Origin of the sequence: Curtobacterium sp. MCPF17_001 (genome assembly GCF_003234615.1) — a bacterium.
Lineage (GTDB): Bacteria > Actinomycetota > Actinomycetes > Actinomycetales > Microbacteriaceae > Curtobacterium.
The window spans coordinates 95,702-112,026 of sequence record NZ_QKSL01000007.1; the positions used below are offsets into that span (position 1 = coordinate 95,702).

Consider the following 16,325-nt stretch of genomic DNA (forward strand, 5'->3'; position numbering starts at 1 on the left):
CGCCGTGCCCGAAGACGGACGGGAGGCCCGTCACCAGCTGGTGACGGGCCTCCCGTCCGGCGGACGTGCCGCCGTCAGTGCGGTTCCGCGATGCGTCAGGCGCGGACTGCGCGCCGTGCGACGACGACCTCGGCGATCTGCACGGCGTTCAGCGCCGCACCCTTCCGCAGGTTGTCGTTGCTGACGAAGAGGACGAGGCCGTGGCCGGCCGGAGCGGACTGGTCGGCGCGGATGCGACCGACGAACGTCGGGTCCTGCCCGGCCGCCTGCAGCGGGGTCGGGACGTCGGACAGCTCGACGCCCGGGGCCGCCGCGAGCAGCTCGGTGGCGCGCTCGGGCGAGAGCGGACGGTCGAACTCCGCGTGCACCGAGATCGAGTGACCGGTGAAGACGGGCACACGGACGCAGGTGCCCGCGACGAGCAGGTCCGGGAGGGCGAGGATCTTGCGGCTCTCGTTGCGGAGCTTCTGCTCCTCGTCGGTCTCGCCCGAGCCGTCCTCGACGATGCTGCCCGCGAGCGGGATGACGTCGAAGGCGATCGGACGGACGTACTTGACCGGCTCCGGGAACGTCACGGCCGACCCGTCGTGGGTGAGCGCCGCGGTGTCCTGCTCGAGCGCGGCGCGGGCCTGACCGAGGAGTTCCTCGACCCCAGCGAGCCCGCTGCCGGAGACCGCCTGGTAGGTGGTCGCGACCAGGCGGCGCAGTCCGGACTCGGTGTCGAGCGCCTTGAGGACCGGCATGATCGCCATCGTCGTGCAGTTCGGGTTCGCGATGATGCCCTTCTCGGCGGCGTCGATCGCATCCGGGTTCACCTCGCTGACCACGAGCGGGACCTGCGGGTCGAGTCGCCAGGCGCTCGAGTTGTCGATGACGAGCGCGCCGGCGGCGGCGAACCGGGGCGCCAGCGAGCGGGAAGCGGTCGCACCGGCAGAGAACAGCGCGATGTCGATGCCGGACGGGTCAGCGGTCTCGGAGTCCTCGACCACGATCTGCTGACCGCGGAACGGCAGGCTCGTCCCCGCGGAACGGGCACTCGCGAAGAAGCGGACGGTGTCCGCCGGGAAGTCGCGCTCCTCGAGCAGACGGCGCATCACGGCGCCGACCTGGCCGGTGGCGCCGACGACGGCGACGGTCAGCTGGGTGTCGGTCATGGTGCTCCTGCTCGGGTTCAGCGGCCGGTGCCGGCGTAGACGACGGCTTCGTTGTCGGCGTCCAGGCCGAATGCTTCGTGCACGACCCGCATCGCCTCGTTGAGGGTGTCTGCGCGGGTGACGACCGAGATCCGGATCTCCGACGTCGAGATCATCTCGATGTTGATCGACGCGTCGTGCAGCGCGCGGAACAGCTGGGCCGAGACACCGGCGTTCGTCCGCATGCCGGCACCGACCAGGGCGAGCTTGCCGATCTGGTCGTCGTACTGGATGCCCTCGTAGCCGATGTCGGACTTCGAGACCTCGAGCGCCGTCAGGACGCTCTGGCCCTGGTCCTTCGGCAGCGTGAACGAGATGTCGGTCCGGCCGGTCGAGGCCGCCGAGACGTTCTGCACGATCATGTCGATGTTCGCGCCGGCACGCGCCACGATCGTGAAGATCTCGGCCGCCTTCCCGGGCTGGTCGGGCACACCGACGACGGTGATCTTGCCCTCGGAGAGGTCGCCGGCGATGCCGGTGATGATCGGTTCTTCCACGGTTTCCCCCTCGGCAGGGTTGTAGACGATGGTGCCCTCGGCGTTGCTGAACGAGGAACGGACGTGCAGGGTGACACCGTGCCGACGGGCGTACTCGACGGCACGGATGTAGAGGACCTTCGCACCGGACGCTGCGAGCTCGAGCATCTCCTCGGTGGTGACCCGGTCGATCTTGCGGGCCTTCGGCACGATGCGGGGGTCGGCGGTGAAGATGCCGTCGACGTCCGTGTAGATCTCGCAGACGTCGGCGTCGAGCGCTGCCGCGAGGGCGACGGCGGTCGTGTCGGAGCCACCGCGGCCGAGGGTGGTGATCTCCCCCGTGGTGCGGTTGAAGCCCTGGAAGCCGGCGACGATCGCGACGTGGCCGGCGTCGAGCGCCTCGCGGACGCGCTTCGGGGTGACGTCGACGATCCGGGCCTTGCCGTGCTGGGCGTCGGTCAGCATGCCCGCCTGGCTGCCCGTGTACGACGAGGCTTCGACGCCGAGGCTCTTGATCGCCATCGCGAGGAGGGCCATCGAGATCCGCTCGCCCGCGGTGAGGAGCATGTCGAGTTCGCGGCCCGCCGGGATCGGCGTGACCTCGTGCGCCAGGTCGACGAGTTCGTCGGTCGTGTCGCCCATCGCGGACACCGCCACGACGACGTCGTTGCCGGCCTTCTTCGTCTCGACGATGCGCTTCGCGACGCGCTTGATGCTCTCGGCATCCGCGACGGACGAACCACCGAACTTCTGCACGATCAAGGCCACGGGCACGCACTCCTGGGGACGGTTCACCGCGACGTCACGCGGCTCGACAATCGTAGACGGTGTTCCACGGATGTTGCGTCCGAGCGGGTCGCGACGCAACGATCCCGCGTGGACGAGCGCGTCGCCCCGTCCCCGGACGGCCCGGCTGCGGTCCGCTCAGCCGCCGACGACCCGTCGGCCTTCGAAGGCCCGGCCGAGCGTGACCTCGTCGGCGTACTCCAGGTCGCCGCCGACCGGCAGGCCCGACGCCAGACGGGTCGTGCGGATGCCCATCGGCACGAGCAAGCGGCTGAGGTAGGTCGCGGTCGCTTCACCCTCCAGGTTCGGGTCCGTGGCGATGATGACCTCGTCCACCGTGCCGTCGGCGAGCCGCACCATGAGTTGCTGGATCCGGAGGTCGTCCGGTCCGATGCCGTCGATCGGGCTGATCGCGCCGCCGAGCACGTGGTACAGCCCGCGGAACTCGCGGGTCCGCTCGATGGCGGCGACGTCCTTCGCCTCCTCGACCACGCAGATCGTCGCCGGGGAGCGACGGGGGTCACGGCAGATGCTGCACTGCACGTTCTCGGTGACGTTGCCGCAGATCTCGCAGAAGCGGACCCGCTCCTTGACGTCCGCCAGGAGCTCGGACAGCCGGCTCGGGTCGAACGACTCCGTCTGGAGGATGTGGAACGCGATCCGCTGCGCCGACTTCGGACCGATGCCGGGCAGGCGTCCGAACTCGTCGATGAGGTCCTGCACGATGCCGTCGTACATCAGATCGTCCCCTCGGTCAGTGACGTCTCCTCGATGAACTGGGCGCCGAGGATCTCACGCACCACCGCCTCGCCGTAGCGCCCGGGGACCGGAGCACGGCGGGCGCCGGACTGCCCAGGTGCCTGCTGCGTCTGCTCCTGCTGCGCCTGCTGCGCCTGCTGCGCCTGGCGAGGCTGCTGCGCCGGTGCCTGCTGCGCCGGGGCGCTCAGCTTCGGAGCGCTCTGCTGCGGGGTCGTCGGCTGCGACGGGGCGCGGGTCGCCGGTGCGGACCGGCCGTGACCCGGGTCCGGGAACGGAGCGCCGTCGTCGAACGGCTCGTCGTCCAGCGGGTAGTCGTCCACCGGGATGCCGTCGGCCGGCCCGGGAGGCGCGGTGGACGGAGCCGTCGTCGCTGCAGCCCGATCGCGGCCACCGGATGTCGCCCCGGTCGTCGGCTGGGACGGCTCGGGCGGCGAGGTGGTCCCGGCAGGCGCGGTGGACGCGGTAGGCGAAGTGGACGCGGCAGGCGAAGTGGACGCGGCAGGCCCGACCGGTTCGGCCGGCGCGACCGTGGCGTCCGACGGCACGACGCCGAAGGGGGCGCCCCAGGCGGGGACGACGTCCTCGGGCACGGCACCGGTGGTCGGGTCCGAGGCCGGGATCGTCGCAACAGCCCACTCGGTCACCGGGCCGGAGTCCTGGGCCGCAGGCTGCTCTGCTGCCGGTCGCTCGGCCGCCGGTCGCTCTGCTGCCGGTCGCTCGGCCGCCGGTCGCTCTGCCGCCGGTCGCTCGGCTGCCGGTCGCTCCGGGGCCTGTCGCTCGGACGCGGATCGCTCGGCCGCCGCCTGCGACGGAGCAGCCGTCGGCGGCGCGGTCCGCTCGGACGACGGACCGTCCGATGCGGACGGCTGCGACGAAGGCGCGCGGACAGAGCGCGGCCGCGCCGTTGCGTCGGACACCGTCCTCGTCTGCTCCGCTGCCTCCTGCGGCGTCGGAGCCTGCGGCCGGTCCTGCTCCGGCTGCTCGACCTGCTGCTGGGTCGAGGCGCTCCCCGTCGACGGCGCCGGTGGAGCTGCCTGCTGAACGGGTGCCTGCTGCGGGTTTTGCTGCTGCGGGGCTTGCTGCGTCGGGGCTTGCTGCGTCGGGGCTTGCTGCGTCGGGCGGGCACCGGCGGCGCCCGGCCCACGCGCCACGAACTTCACCCGGAAGCCGAGCAGGTCCGTGATCGCACTCCGGAGGTGTTCGCTGACGCTGGTGTCCGGCCCGCTCATCTCCTTGAACGAGGCGACGTCCTGTTGGCTCGGGAACGTCAGGGTCAGGACGTCGTCCTTGAGCGCGGTGACCTGCGCCGTCGCGACGACCGCCCACGCCGACCGCTTGGCGCGCTGGACGTGCTCGACGATCTGCGGCCAGGTGTCCCGCATCTGCTGCAGGCCGACCGGGGTGACGGAGCGGACCGCGGGCTCGGCGCCGATGACGGTGCCGACGCCCGTGGAGGACGGCGAGGCCTGCCCCTCCGGCTCGGCGCCGGCAGCGGGCTCGGCGCCCGCAGCGGGCCCAGCCGGCGCTGCGGGCTCGGTCCGGGCTGCGGAGGCGTTCGACGGGACAGCTGCTGCCCAGGAAGCTGCGGCGTCCCGCGCGGCTTCGCCGGGACCCTCGTCGGTGTGCGCGACCGGGGTCTCGGGAGCAGCAGACGCCGTGGAGGCAGCGGGCGCGGCAGTCGGTGCGGTGCCGACCGGGGCGGCACTCGACGGAGCCGTCCGGACAGGCGGCGCAGCGGTCGGCACAGGGGCCGGTGCAGCGTCCGACCGAGCAGCGGACGGCGCAGCCGTCGGCAGCGTCTCCGGCGGCGCCTGGTGTCCCCCGGCATCGCCGACACCGACGCGCCGCTCGAGCCGCTCGACGCGGGCGAGGGCACCGCGCTGGGTGTCGTCCGCCTCGGGCACGAGCATGCGGGCGACCATGAGTTCGAGGTGCAGACGTGGCGAGGTCGCGCCGGTCATCTCGGTCAGGGCACGGTTCGCGATGTCCGCACCACGGGACAGCGCGGTGGCACCGAACACGCCGGCCTGCCGTGACATCGTGTCGAGCTCTTCGGGCGAGACACCGCGCAGCACTGCTCCGGCGCTCTCGTTCGTGGCGGCGACGACGATCAGGTCGCGCAGTCGTTCGAGCAGGTCCTCGACGAAGCGCCGCGGGTCTTGCCCGGTCTGCACCACACGGTCGATCGCCGAGAACGCCGACGCCGGGTCGGCCACGGCGAGCGCGTCGACCACGTCGTCCAGCAGGGCGGCGTCGGTGTACCCGAGCAGGGCGACGGCTCGCTCGTACGCGATCGCGCCGTCCTCGCTGCCGGCCATCAGCTGGTCGAGCAGCGAGAGGGTGTCGCGCACGGAGCCGCCACCGGCCCGGACCACGAGCGGCAGCACGCCCGGCGCCACCGAGACGGACTCCTGCGCGCAGAGCTGCTCGATGTACTCGAGCATCGTGGCCGGCGGGACCAGGCGGAAGGGGTAGTGGTGGGTCCGTGACCGGATGGTGCCGATGACCTTCTCGGGCTCGGTGGTCGCGAAGATGAACTTGACGTGCTCCGGCGGCTCTTCGACGAGCTTGAGCAGGGCGTTGAAGCCCTGCGGCGTGACCATGTGGGCCTCGTCGAGGATGAAGATCTTGTAGCGGTCGCGCGCGGGGGCGAAGACCGCGCGGTCGCGGAGGTCACGCGCATCGTCGACGCCGTTGTGGCTGGCGGCGTCGATCTCGATCACGTCGAGGGATCCGCTGCCACCGCGGGCGAGTTCGACACAGCTGGGGCAGACACCGCACGGGGTGTCGGTCGGGCCCTCGGCGCAGTTCAGGCAGCGCGCGAGGATCCGGGCGGAGGTCGTCTTGCCGCAGCCGCGCGGTCCGCTGAACAGGTACGCGTGGTTGACGCGGTTGGTCCGGAGTGCGGTGCGGAGCGGGTCCGTCACCTGCGACTGCCCGATCAGCTCGGCGAAGTTCTCGGGCCGGTAACGGCGATACAGGGCGGTGACCACGCGACCAGGGTAGTCGGGACCGCCGACACCTCGACACCGCTCTCCACAGCCCGACGAGCCGACATGGGGAGCGCCGACGCTCGCGCCTCCCAGAAACGAAGAAGACCCCTCACGCACGCAACCCACACAGCCCCGGTTGCCCTGCGCTCATCTCCCCCGGAAACGAAAGAAGACCCCTCACGCACCCGCCAGAGCCCGGTTACCCTTGCTGCGTTTCCGCCCTGGGGGAGTTGGCCTGGATGGCGTCACGTGAGGAGCCGCTGAACACTCTACCGGACGGAAGGAGCAGCATCGAACCCATGAAGATCGCCATCGCAGGGGGACACGGCCAGATCGCCCTGATCCTCGAACGCCTCATCACCGACGCCGGTCACGACGCCATCGGCATCGTCCGGAACCCCGCGCACGTCTCCGACGTCGAGCAGACGGGTGCGCAAGCGCTCGTCGCCGATCTGGAGCAGCTCAGTGAAGAGGAGCTGGCGCTCCGGCTCCGCGGGGTGGACGCAGTGGTGTTCGCCGCGGGTGCCGGGCCGAACAGCGGCGCCGAGCGGAAGCTCTCGGTGGACCGCGACGCCGCCGTGCTGCTCGCCGAGGCCGCGGTCCGGCTGGACATCGATCGCTACGTGATGATCTCGGCGATGGGTGCCGACGCCTACGATCCCGAACGCGCGAAGCTGCCCGCGCAGAACGAGGACGACGTGTTCCAGGTCTACCTGCGGGCGAAGGCCGAGGCGGACGCGAACGTCCGGATGCGCCGGTTCCGGTGGACGATCGTCCGGCCGGGCGGCCTCCTCGACACGCCGCCGCAGGGCACGGTGACGGTCGGCAGCACGGTCCCCCGTGGGTCGGTCCCCCGCGCGGACGTGGCGGCCGTGGTCCTGCACGCGCTGCTGGACGACTCGGCCGTGGGTCGACAGTTCGAGGTCACCAGCGGCGACACGCCGATCCCGGCAGCGCTGCACGCGCTCAGCTGACCGACGGGCCGCCCTGTCGGGCCTGGCCGCTGACGGACGGGAGGCCCACCACCGGACCGGTGGCGGGCCTCCCGTCCGTCAGGGCGTCACCCTGGACGCGACGCTGGTCAGAGCGCGACGGCTGCCGACTGCCGTGCGATCTCGAGCTCCTCGTCCGTCGGGATCACGAGGACCGCGACGCGGGAGGCGTCCGTCGAGATGCGACGGGCTTCCTTCGAGTGCAGCTCGTTGCGGTCCGGGTCGATCTCGATGCCCAGGTGCTCGAGCCCGGCGAGCACGCGACGGCGGAGCAGCGCGTTGTTCTCCCCCACGCCCGCCGTGAACACGACGGCGTCGAGCCCGCCGAGCTGCGCGGTGTACGCGCCCACGTAGCGGCGGATCCGGTGGCGGTACACGGCGAGCGCCGCCTCTGCCGTCTCGTCACCCTTCGTGGCGGCGTCCTGCACGTCCCGCATGTCGCCGCTGCCGGTGAGGCCGAGCAGGCCGGACTGCTTGTTGAGCATGGTGTCGAGGTCCTCGAAGGACAGGCCGGCCTCGCGGTGCAGGTGGATGAGGACGGCCGGGTCGAGGTCGCCGGAGCGGGTGCCCATCACGAGCCCCTCGAGCGGCGTGAGCCCCATCGACGTCTCGATCGACCTCCCGCCGTCGACGGCTGCGGCGGACGCGCCGTTGCCGAGGTGCAGGACGATCGTCTTCAGCTCGGACAGCGGACGGTCGAGGAAGACCGCGGCCTGCTCGGACACGTACTTGTGGCTCGTGCCGTGCATGCCGTACCGGCGGATCTGGTACCGCTCGGCCAGGTCGGCGGGGATCGCGTACGTGTACGCGTGCGGCGGCATCGTCTGGTGGAAGGCAGTGTCGAAGACGGCGACGTGCGGGACGTCCGAGAACACCTGCTTCGCGGCCCGGATGCCCTCGAGGTTGGCCGGGTTGTGCAGCGGGGCCAGGCTGGACAGGTCGTCGATCTGCTGCTCGACCTCGTCGGTGACGACCGTGGCGGCGTCGAAGCGGGTGCCGCCGTGCACGACGCGGTGTCCGACGACCGCCGGGGGGTGCTCGTCGAAGGACGGCCCGACCTTGCCGAACGCGTCGATCATCGCCTGGAAACCCGCGGCGTGGTCCGGGACCTCGGCGCTGTCGTTCGACGACGTCTCCCCCGTCAGCGCGTTCGTGTGCTTCCAGGACCCCTTGGACTCGCCGATCCGTTCGACGAGCCCGGACGCGAGGGTGCTCTCGTCGTCGAGTTCGATGAGCTGGTACTTGAACGAGCTCGAGCCGGAGTTGACGACGAGTGCTGCACTCACGAGGGGTCGCTTTCTGTTCGGGCGGTCGGGGCGGCAGCGGTCGGCGCTGCGGCGGTCGGCGCTGCCGTGCCCGCCTGGATCGCGGTGATGGCGACGGTGTTCACGATGTCGCTGACCAGGGCACCGCGGGACAGGTCGTTGATCGGCTTGCGCAGCCCCTGCAGGACCGGCCCGATCGCGACCGCACCCGCCGATCGCTGCACGGCCTTGTACGTGTTGTTGCCGGTGTTGAGGTCGGGGAAAATGAACACGGTCGCCTGCCCGGCCACCGGGGACCCCGGCATCTTCGTGCTCGCGACCGTCGGGTCGGCGGCGGCGTCGTACTGGATCGGCCCCTCGACGGGCAGGTCCGGCCGGCGCTCGCGGACGAACGCGGTGCCGGCGCGGACCTTCTCGACGTCCGCACCCGAGCCGCTGTCGCCGGTCGAGTAACTGAGCATCGCGACCCGCGGTTCGATGCCGAACTGCGTCGCGGTCTCGGCGGACGAGATCGCGATGTCGGCGAGCTGCTCACTGGTGGGGTCCGGGATCACGGCGCAGTCGCCGTAGACCAGGACCCGGTCGGCCAGTGCCATCAAGAACACGCTCGACACGATGGAGGTGTCCGGCCGCGTCTTGATGATCTCGAACGACGGCCGGATGGTGTGCGCGGTGGTGTGCTTCGCCCCGGACACCATGCCGTCGGCCAGGCCGAGCTGCACCATGAGCGTGCCGAAGTACGACACGTCGGTCACGGTGTCGCGGGCGAGCTCGACGCTCATGCCCTTGTGGGCACGGAGGGCCGTGTACTCCTGCGCGAAGCGCTCCCGGAGGTCGGGGTCGAACGGGGAGAGCAGCTGCGCCGCGTCGAGGTCGAGCCCGAGCTCGGTCGCCCGTGCCCGGATGGCGGCCGGGTCCCCGAGGATCGTCAGGTCGCACACCTGCCGCTGCAGCAGCGTGGCGGCTGCCCGGAGGATGCGGTCGTCGTCACCTTCGGGCAGGACGATGTGCTTCCGGTGCTCACGCGCCCGGTCGATCAGGCCGTGCTCGAACATCAGCGGCGTCACCACTCCGGACGGCGTCAGCTGGAGTCGGGCGAGCAGCGCCTCGGCGTCCACGTTCCGTTCGAACAGTGCCAGCGCCAGCTCGGCCTTCCGTGGCGAGTCCGCGGCGAGGCGGCCGCGCGTCTGGGTGATGCGGAGCGCCGTGTCGTACGTGCCGAGGTCGCTCTGCGCGATCGGCAGGGAACTCGACAGCCCCTCGAGCAGGCGGGAGATCTGCGGCGCCGTCTCGAAACCGCCGTTGAGGATGACACCGGCGATGCTCGGGAACGTCTCCGACTCGTTGGCGAGCAGCGTGGCGATGAGGACGTCGTTGCGGTCGCCGGGGACGACGACGATGCCGCCCTCGATGAGGCGCGGCAGGACGTTCTCCATGCTCATGCCGGCGACCACGGTGCCCAGGGCCTCCCGGTCCAACAGCGCGTCGTCACCGCGGACCAGGGTGGCCCCGGTCGCCGCGAGGAGTGCTCGGACGGTCGGGGCGACGAGGACCGCGTCCTCCGGGATCGCCCAGACCGGGGCGTCGGGGTGGTGGTCGTGCACCGCTGCGGTGACGCTCGCGACGATCGGGCCGAGCGCATCCGGGTCGGCTCGGTTCACCACGACACCGAGGAGCTGGGCGTGCTCGGCGCGGAGTTCGCTCGTGGTGACGTCGGCGACCTGGGCCATGTCGTCCGCGGTGCGGGGCGCGCGCTCGGCCGAGTCACGGCCGCCGAGCACCAGGAGCACCGGGGCCCCGAGGTTCGCGGCGACCTTCGCGTTGAAGGACAGCTCGGTCGGGCTGCCGACGTCGGTGTAGTCCGAGCCGAGGACGACGACAGCGTCGCAGCGTCGCTCGACCTGGCCGAAGCGCGTGATGATGGTCGCCAGGGCCGCGTCCGGGTCGGCGTGCACGTCGTCGTAGGTCACCCCGACGGCGTCGTCGTACGGGATCTCGACGGCGGTGTGCTGGAGCAGGAGCTCGAGGACGTAGTCGGGTTCGGCGACGGACCGCGCGACCGGTCGGAAGACGCCGACGCGTCCGACGGTGCGGGCGAGCGTCTCGAGCACCCCGAGGGCGACGGTGCTCTTCCCGGTGTGTCCTTCTGCTGACGTGATGTAGATGCGGGTCGACACCCTCCCCAGGGTAGACCTCGCGTCGACTCGGACCTCCGGGGCGCCCGTGAGCGGCGGCGCTCGCGGCGGGTGGTCGGACGGGCGGTCGGACGAGTGGTCGGGCGCGTGATCTCGACGGGCGGTCGGACGGGTGGTCGTGAGCACCCCCTCGGACCTGTACCATGGGGTGTCGTCACCGCGAGGTGGTGGCACGGAGGATTCGCCTAGTGGCCTATGGCGCACGCTTGGAAAGCGTGTTGGGTGCAAGCCCTCGGGGGTTCGAATCCCCCATCCTCCGCAGAGCGATACCGGAACCCCCGCAGCATCAGCTGTGGGGGTTCCGTCGTCCGGGCCGTGCCGTCGTCCGGCAGTGCCGTCGTCCGGGCCGTGTTGTCGTCCGGGCAGTGCCGTCGTCCGGGCCGCGGCACCGATCCGCTCGCGTCGTTGATCCGCTCGCGTCCGTCCGGCCGGGAGGCGCGCCCACCGCCGGTCCCCCAGGCGACGGACCGCCACGCACCCCGTCCGCTGGGCACCGTCCGCAAAGCGGCATCCGGCCTGTTCCGAGGGCCGCCTCTCCCCTATGCTGACCGGACCGAGCACGCCGGAGGGACCCGGTCGGCTCACCAGCATCGGACGGCACAGGCGCCGTCACGGGACCGGCGACCAGTCGTGCCCGGCGCGATCGTCGCTCGCGCAGTCGAGCCCCGGCATCCGGGGTCGGCCGCCGGGCGATCCGGCGCAGTTCGGGGACGAGGAGGCCTGCCGTGGGGGCAACGACGGCGCGAGCGACACCGCTCGGCACCAGCACCGCAGACGTGGTCATACGACCGCGCGCCGCGCTGGTGCGCTCGACGGCGCTGAGCATGGGGTTCTCGGCCGTCCCGATCGCCGTCGCCGTCGTCTGGGTGGCCGTGCCGAACGGTCCCTGGCTCGTCGTCAGCGCGGTGGTCGGCATCTTCACCGTCGCCGTCCTCACCGTGTTCCTGCGCCTCCGGTCGTCGTTCGTGGCCGTCGACCCGGAGCGGGTCGCGATCCGGGGCGTCCTCAGCCCGCGGCGCTCCTGGTTCCGCTCGCAGGTGCACGAGGTGGTGCTGGCCGCCACCCACGGACCCGCGGTCGACCGCACCAGCCGGGAACTCGTCGCCTTCGACGCGAACGGCGACACCCTCTTCCGGATGCGCGGTGAGGTCTGGGGCGACGACGGCATCGACCGCCTGGTCGACACCCTCGACGTCCGCACGACCCAGCTCGCCCGACCGATGTCGACGCGGGAGTTCACCCGGCGCTGGCCCGGCATCCGCGCCTGGTACGAGCAGCCCCGCGCGTACGTGTTCGTCGGGGGTGTGACCGCGCTCGCGGTCGGCGGTCTGCTGGTGGCCGAAGCCGTGGGCCTCGCGCGCCGCTGAACAGCACGGCGTCAGAAGAACCGGTGTCGGACGAACCGGTGTCGGACGAACCGGTGTCGGACGAACGGTTGTCGGAGACCGCACGCGGCGCGTCGGAGGCGGGCGGAGCCTCCCGTCCGGGCGAAGCACTGCCGTGAGCGCCCGCGTCTCCGCGCCACCCACCGCGGACCCGGCGGACGACCGGGTCAGTGCGTCAGCGCCGGCACGGTCCTCGGCCGCACCACGAACCACAGCACCAGGATCGCGACGGCCGCGGTGCACCCCATCACCAGCGCCATCGGCGTGGCGGTCGCGATGCCGAGCAGCCCCACGACCGGGGAGATGATGCCGGCCACGCCGAAGTTCAGGGCGCCGAGCAGCGAGGCGGCGGTCCCCGCCTCCTTCCCGTGGGACGCGAGACCGATCACCTGCACGAGCGGGAACGAGAACCCGCAGGCGGCGATGTAGAACCACAGCGGGATGAGGACGCCGATGAGCCCGGCCCCGAGCTGGTCCAGGACGACGATGGCCACGGCAGCCAGGAACAGCGTCGCCGTCGAGCAGGCCAGGATCCACTGCGGGCCGACCCGCTGCGCCAACCGCGACGAGATCTGCACGCCCAAGACGACGCCGACCGAGTTCACCGCGAACAGCAGCCCGTACTGCTGCGGATCGAGCCCGAACACCCCCTGGAACAGGAACGGGGACGCACTGAGGTACGAGAACAACCCGCTGAACACCATGGCGCCGATCAGGGCGACGCCGACGAAGATCCGGTCCGAGAAGAGCGCTCGGTACCGCTGCCCGATGGTGGAGTGCCCGGCCTCCTGGCGACGCTCCTTCGGCAGGGTCTCGACGATGAGCAGGATCGACGCGATCACGACGGCGGTGCCGTAGCAGGCGAGGAACACGAAGATGCCACGCCAGGAGACGAACCGCAGCATCTGCGACCCGATGAGCGGCGCCAGGATCGGGGCCAGACCGTTCACCATCGCCAGGCGCGAGAGCATCCGGACGAGCGGCTTGCCGCCGAACAGGTCGCGGACGGTCGCCATCGCGACGACACCGCCGGCCGCGGCCCCCATGCCCTGCAGGACGCGGAACACGGCGAGGACCTCGACGTTCGGCGCGAGGGCGGCGCAGATCGAGGCGGCGACGTGCACGCTGGTCGCGATGATGAGCGGCAGTCGGCGGCCGACCTTGTCACTCCAGGGCCCGACGAGCAGCTGCCCGATCGCGAAGCCGATGGTCGTCGCCGTCAGGGTGAGTTGGACGGCCCCCTCGGAGATGCCGAGGTCACGCTCGAGCGACGGGAACGCCGGCAGGTACAGGTCGATGGTGAACGGCCCGAGCGCGGTGAGCGCGCCGAGCACGAAGACGTAGACCAGGCGCTGGGCACGGGTCAGGGAATCGCCGGGATGCAGGATGGTCTTGTGGGAACCGGTGGTCGCGGGCGCGGACACGAGGGGATCCTCCGAGGGGGACGAGAGAGTGGGATCGGCCGCTCGAATCGATTCGGTCCGTTCCACCATGGTACGGGTTGGTGCGGAGGGCGGACAACCGTCGGCCGGACACTCCGCGCTCCTCGTACCGGCTCCGCGTGGTCCCACCGACACCGCCGGGAGGCCCGCCCTCCGTCCCGACGCCGGTGCGGCGGACGCGTGCTCGGGCCGGACGGTGCGGTACCGTCGGACTCCCGACCGCGCACCGTCGCGGGACAGATCGAGATGGGAGGAGCGTCATGGTCGACGCTCGGATCCTGCACACCACGGCCGCGCTCCGCGAAGCCGTCCTGCGCCTCGCCGCCGACCGTCCGGTCTCGCAGATCACGGTCGCCGACGTCACCCGCGCCGCCGGCATCAACCGCGCGACGTTCTACTCGCACGCCGTCTCCCCCGGCTCGTTGCTCGCCGACGTCCTGACCCCGGAACTCGACCGGATCCGCGCGGACGACGCCGCCGCCCGTCGGGCCGCCGTCGAGCACGGTGCCGGACCGGACGACCTCGCCGCCATCACCCGTCGCGGCATCGACGCCGTCGTCGACCACGTGACGGCACATCGCGACATCTACGCGCTCGCGCTCCCCGACCCCGCGGACGCCTCGCTGCACCGCCTGCTCGTCGACCACTTCACGGTGTCGAGCACGATGCACATCCGAGAGCTCGACCCGCGTGCGAAGCCGGAGATCATCGACGAGGTCGCCGCTGGCTTCGTGGCGCAGGGCTTCGTCGGCGCCATCGAAGCGTGGCTCGGCGGCCCGCGGCGGTCCCGGAAGGCGCTGGTCGAGACGATCACCCGGTCGTTCCCGGCCTGGTGGAGCTGACGACCCCTACTTCGTCGTCGGTTCCTCGCCGCGCTGCAGTGACGTCACCATGTCCACTGTCCGGCTGACCAGCTGCGCGTCCGAGTCGCCGCCGTCGACGCGGTAGTCCGAGGACAGTCCGTCGTTGCCGCCACCGGAGGACGGCAGCGCTCCGTCCAGCGCGACCACGACCACGCCCGCGTCGTGCGCGGTGCGGAGCTCGGTCCGGAGCGAGGACGGGTCCGCGGCGCGGACGAGCAGCGCCTTCGCCCCGGTCCGCACCAGGTCACGGACGGCCGAACGTTGGCGCGCCGCCTGGTCAGCTCCCGCGACGCGGACGTCCGGCCGGAACCCGGCCTCGGTCAGTTCCTCGCGGAAGCGGGTCGCGAGCGAGCGACCGTCCTCCGAGTCACCGGGCGTCGCCGCGTCGGCGGTCAGCACCACACCGATCACCGCGTTCTTCGCGAAACCGCCGTCGGAACTCGTCAGGTCGGTGCTCCGGACCGGGGTCGGTGCAGCAGTGGTCGTGCCCGTGCAGCCGGCGAGCACGACCGTCGTCGCCGCGAGTGCGGCGGTCAGGACGGCAGCGGCGGTGCGGCGCACGGTTCCTCCTCGTTCCGGGTCTGCCACGCTACCCGCCCGACCCCGGCGGCGGCGGGACCGCTCCGAGTCGTCGGACGGCGACGAGCCCCACGAGGGCGATCAGGGTCATCGCCACGAACACCAGCGTGAACGCGAGGGGCTCGTCCCGACCGCCGGCGCCCGTGAACAGCAGCCCGGCCACCGCGAGTCCGACGACACTCCCCGAGGCATCCGCGATCGTCAGGGCGGAACTCGCGAAACCGTCATCGCCCTCGCGCGAGAACCGGAGCGTGAGCATCGAGGTCCGCGGATAGGCGACGCCCATCCCCGCGCCGCCGACGAACCACCCGGCGACGAGCACCCATGTGGGCAGGTCGAACAGCGCCACCGCGAGCGCCGACAGCAGGCTGACCAGGACCAGCCCGAGACCGGCGCCGAATGCACGGGCGGCGGGCAGCCGGCCCTCGCCGAGACGGCCGTGCGCCCAACTCGCCGACGCCCAGCTCAGTGCCGCCACGGTGAGGGCGAGTCCGGCGGCCGAGGCGCGCAGCCCGTGCTGCGCCTGGAGCAGGAACGGGACGTACGCCTCGCTGCCGAAGAACCCGGCGGCCAGGACCCCGCGGAGCAGGACCACCGACGGCAGGCCGGGCCCACCGGTGAAGGTGCCCCTGGGCAGCAGCGGGCGGAGCGCCGACCAGGCGCCGACGAGCCCGACCAGCACCGCCGCGACCCGGACCGGGACGGGCAGGTCCGGGGCCAGGTTGAGCAGCAGCACCGCGGCAGCGGCGGCGACCGACCACCCGATGCGCCCGCGGTGCCGAGGAGGGCGGGCCTCCAGGACGGGTGGGTGCAGGCGCCGGAGCGTCGGGACCAGGCACGCGAACGCGACCACCGCGATGCCGAGGGCACCCGCGAAGACCCAGTGCCAGCCGAACGCGTCGGTGACGATGCCCGCGAGCGCCGGACCGATCAGTGCCGGCACGACCCACGCTGCCGCGAACCCGGCGAACACCGCCCCGTGCAGTTCCGCGGGGAAGACCCGCGCGACCAGCACGTAGAGGACGACGTCGATCGCGCCTGCACCGAAGCCCTCGACCAGACGTCCGGCGAGGAACACCGGCATCGTCGGGGCGAGCATCACGATCGCGGTGCCGAGCGCGAACAGCGCGGCGGACACCCATGCGACGACCCGGCCGCCGGCCCGGTCGGTCCAGTTGCCCGCCAGGACCATGCCCGGCACGCCGGCCGCGAGCGGTGCGGCGAAGCTCAGCGAGTACAGCGCCTCGCCGTCCAGGTCGGCGGCGATCACCGGCATGATCGTCGTCATCGCCAGGTTCTGGAACGCCGAGACCGCCACGATCGCGACCATGCCCACGGTGGCGACGAGGTGCCGGCGCTCGAAGAGGCTCGGCCGCGTCGCCGTCGTGGAGGTCACC

At 72.1% G+C, this 16,325-nt stretch carries 12 protein-coding genes, 1 tRNA gene and 1 other RNA gene; 4 read left to right on the top strand and 10 right to left on the bottom strand.

The annotated features are described in order from the left end of the window. Window positions 1-95 precede the first annotated feature (95 nt). The 5 genes from DEJ24_RS08590 to ffs form a co-directional block, all read right to left on the bottom strand. Entirely contained in the window at window positions 96-1,154 is a 1,059-nt protein-coding gene (locus DEJ24_RS08590; protein WP_111078266.1) for an aspartate-semialdehyde dehydrogenase, read from the bottom strand. 17 nt (window positions 1,155-1,171) lie between these two features. Then, on the bottom strand, window positions 1,172-2,437 hold the full coding sequence (locus DEJ24_RS08595) for an aspartate kinase (RefSeq protein WP_111078267.1): 1,266 nt from the start codon (window positions 2,435-2,437) through the stop codon (window positions 1,172-1,174). A 156-nt stretch (window positions 2,438-2,593) separates the two neighbouring features. Continuing rightward, complete coding sequence (recR, locus tag DEJ24_RS08600) at window positions 2,594-3,193, bottom strand: recombination mediator RecR (protein WP_110902665.1); 600 nt, start codon at window positions 3,191-3,193, stop codon at window positions 2,594-2,596. After that, entirely contained in the window at window positions 3,193-6,207 is a 3,015-nt protein-coding gene (locus DEJ24_RS08605; RefSeq protein WP_258374617.1) for a DNA polymerase III subunit gamma and tau, read from the bottom strand. The genes recR and DEJ24_RS08605 overlap by 1 nt, the downstream gene beginning before the upstream one ends. 165 nt (window positions 6,208-6,372) lie before the next feature. Next, window positions 6,373-6,469: signal recognition particle sRNA small type (gene ffs, locus DEJ24_RS08610), an RNA gene on the bottom strand. A gap of 37 nt (window positions 6,470-6,506) precedes the next feature. On the opposite strand from ffs, the gene DEJ24_RS08615 reads away from it, so the two are divergent. After that, on the top strand, window positions 6,507-7,181 hold the full coding sequence (locus DEJ24_RS08615; protein WP_111078268.1) for an SDR family oxidoreductase: 675 nt from the start codon (window positions 6,507-6,509) through the stop codon (window positions 7,179-7,181). A gap of 107 nt (window positions 7,182-7,288) precedes the next feature. Here the strand turns inward: DEJ24_RS08615 and DEJ24_RS08620 are convergent, their stop codons facing one another. Together DEJ24_RS08620 and pta are read right to left on the bottom strand one after the other, a co-directional pair. Then, the gene (locus DEJ24_RS08620; protein ID WP_111078269.1) at window positions 7,289-8,485 is read right to left on the bottom strand and encodes an acetate/propionate family kinase; all 1,197 of its coding nucleotides are present in this window, start codon (window positions 8,483-8,485) and stop codon (window positions 7,289-7,291) included. Then, window positions 8,482-10,641 (bottom strand): phosphate acetyltransferase, encoded by a 2,160-nt coding sequence (pta, locus tag DEJ24_RS08625; RefSeq protein WP_111078270.1) that lies wholly within the window; start codon window positions 10,639-10,641, stop codon window positions 8,482-8,484. Before pta ends, DEJ24_RS08620 begins: the two co-directional genes overlap by 4 nt. Window positions 10,642-10,833: 192 nt before the next feature. On the opposite strand from pta, the gene DEJ24_RS08630 reads away from it, so the two are divergent. Together DEJ24_RS08630 and DEJ24_RS08635 are read left to right on the top strand one after the other, a co-directional pair. Further along, window positions 10,834-10,918: transfer RNA gene (locus DEJ24_RS08630), tRNA-Ser, on the top strand. Between the two features lie 466 nt (window positions 10,919-11,384). Then, window positions 11,385-12,026 (top strand): hypothetical protein, encoded by a 642-nt coding sequence (locus DEJ24_RS08635; protein WP_146242539.1) that lies wholly within the window; start codon window positions 11,385-11,387, stop codon window positions 12,024-12,026. A 185-nt stretch (window positions 12,027-12,211) separates the two neighbouring features. Here the strand turns inward: DEJ24_RS08635 and DEJ24_RS08640 are convergent, their stop codons facing one another. Continuing rightward, window positions 12,212-13,468 carry a multidrug effflux MFS transporter gene (locus tag DEJ24_RS08640; RefSeq protein WP_258374619.1) on the bottom strand — a complete coding sequence of 419 codons (1,257 nt, stop codon included), beginning with the start codon at window positions 13,466-13,468 and terminating at the stop codon, window positions 12,212-12,214. A gap of 278 nt (window positions 13,469-13,746) precedes the next feature. Between DEJ24_RS08640 and DEJ24_RS08645 the strand changes: the two genes are divergently transcribed. After that, window positions 13,747-14,328 (top strand): TetR/AcrR family transcriptional regulator, encoded by a 582-nt coding sequence (locus tag DEJ24_RS08645; protein WP_111078273.1) that lies wholly within the window; start codon window positions 13,747-13,749, stop codon window positions 14,326-14,328. 6 nt (window positions 14,329-14,334) lie between these two features. Here DEJ24_RS08645 and DEJ24_RS08650 read toward each other — a convergent pair whose 3' ends face one another. Continuing rightward, window positions 14,335-14,910 (bottom strand): substrate-binding domain-containing protein, encoded by a 576-nt coding sequence (locus tag DEJ24_RS08650; protein ID WP_181436567.1) that lies wholly within the window; start codon window positions 14,908-14,910, stop codon window positions 14,335-14,337. A gap of 28 nt (window positions 14,911-14,938) precedes the next feature. Beyond that, a complete protein-coding gene (locus DEJ24_RS08655) occupies window positions 14,939-16,324 on the bottom strand; it encodes an MFS transporter (protein WP_111078275.1) in 1,386 nt (461 codons plus the stop codon). Window position 16,325: the final 1 nt, after the last annotated feature.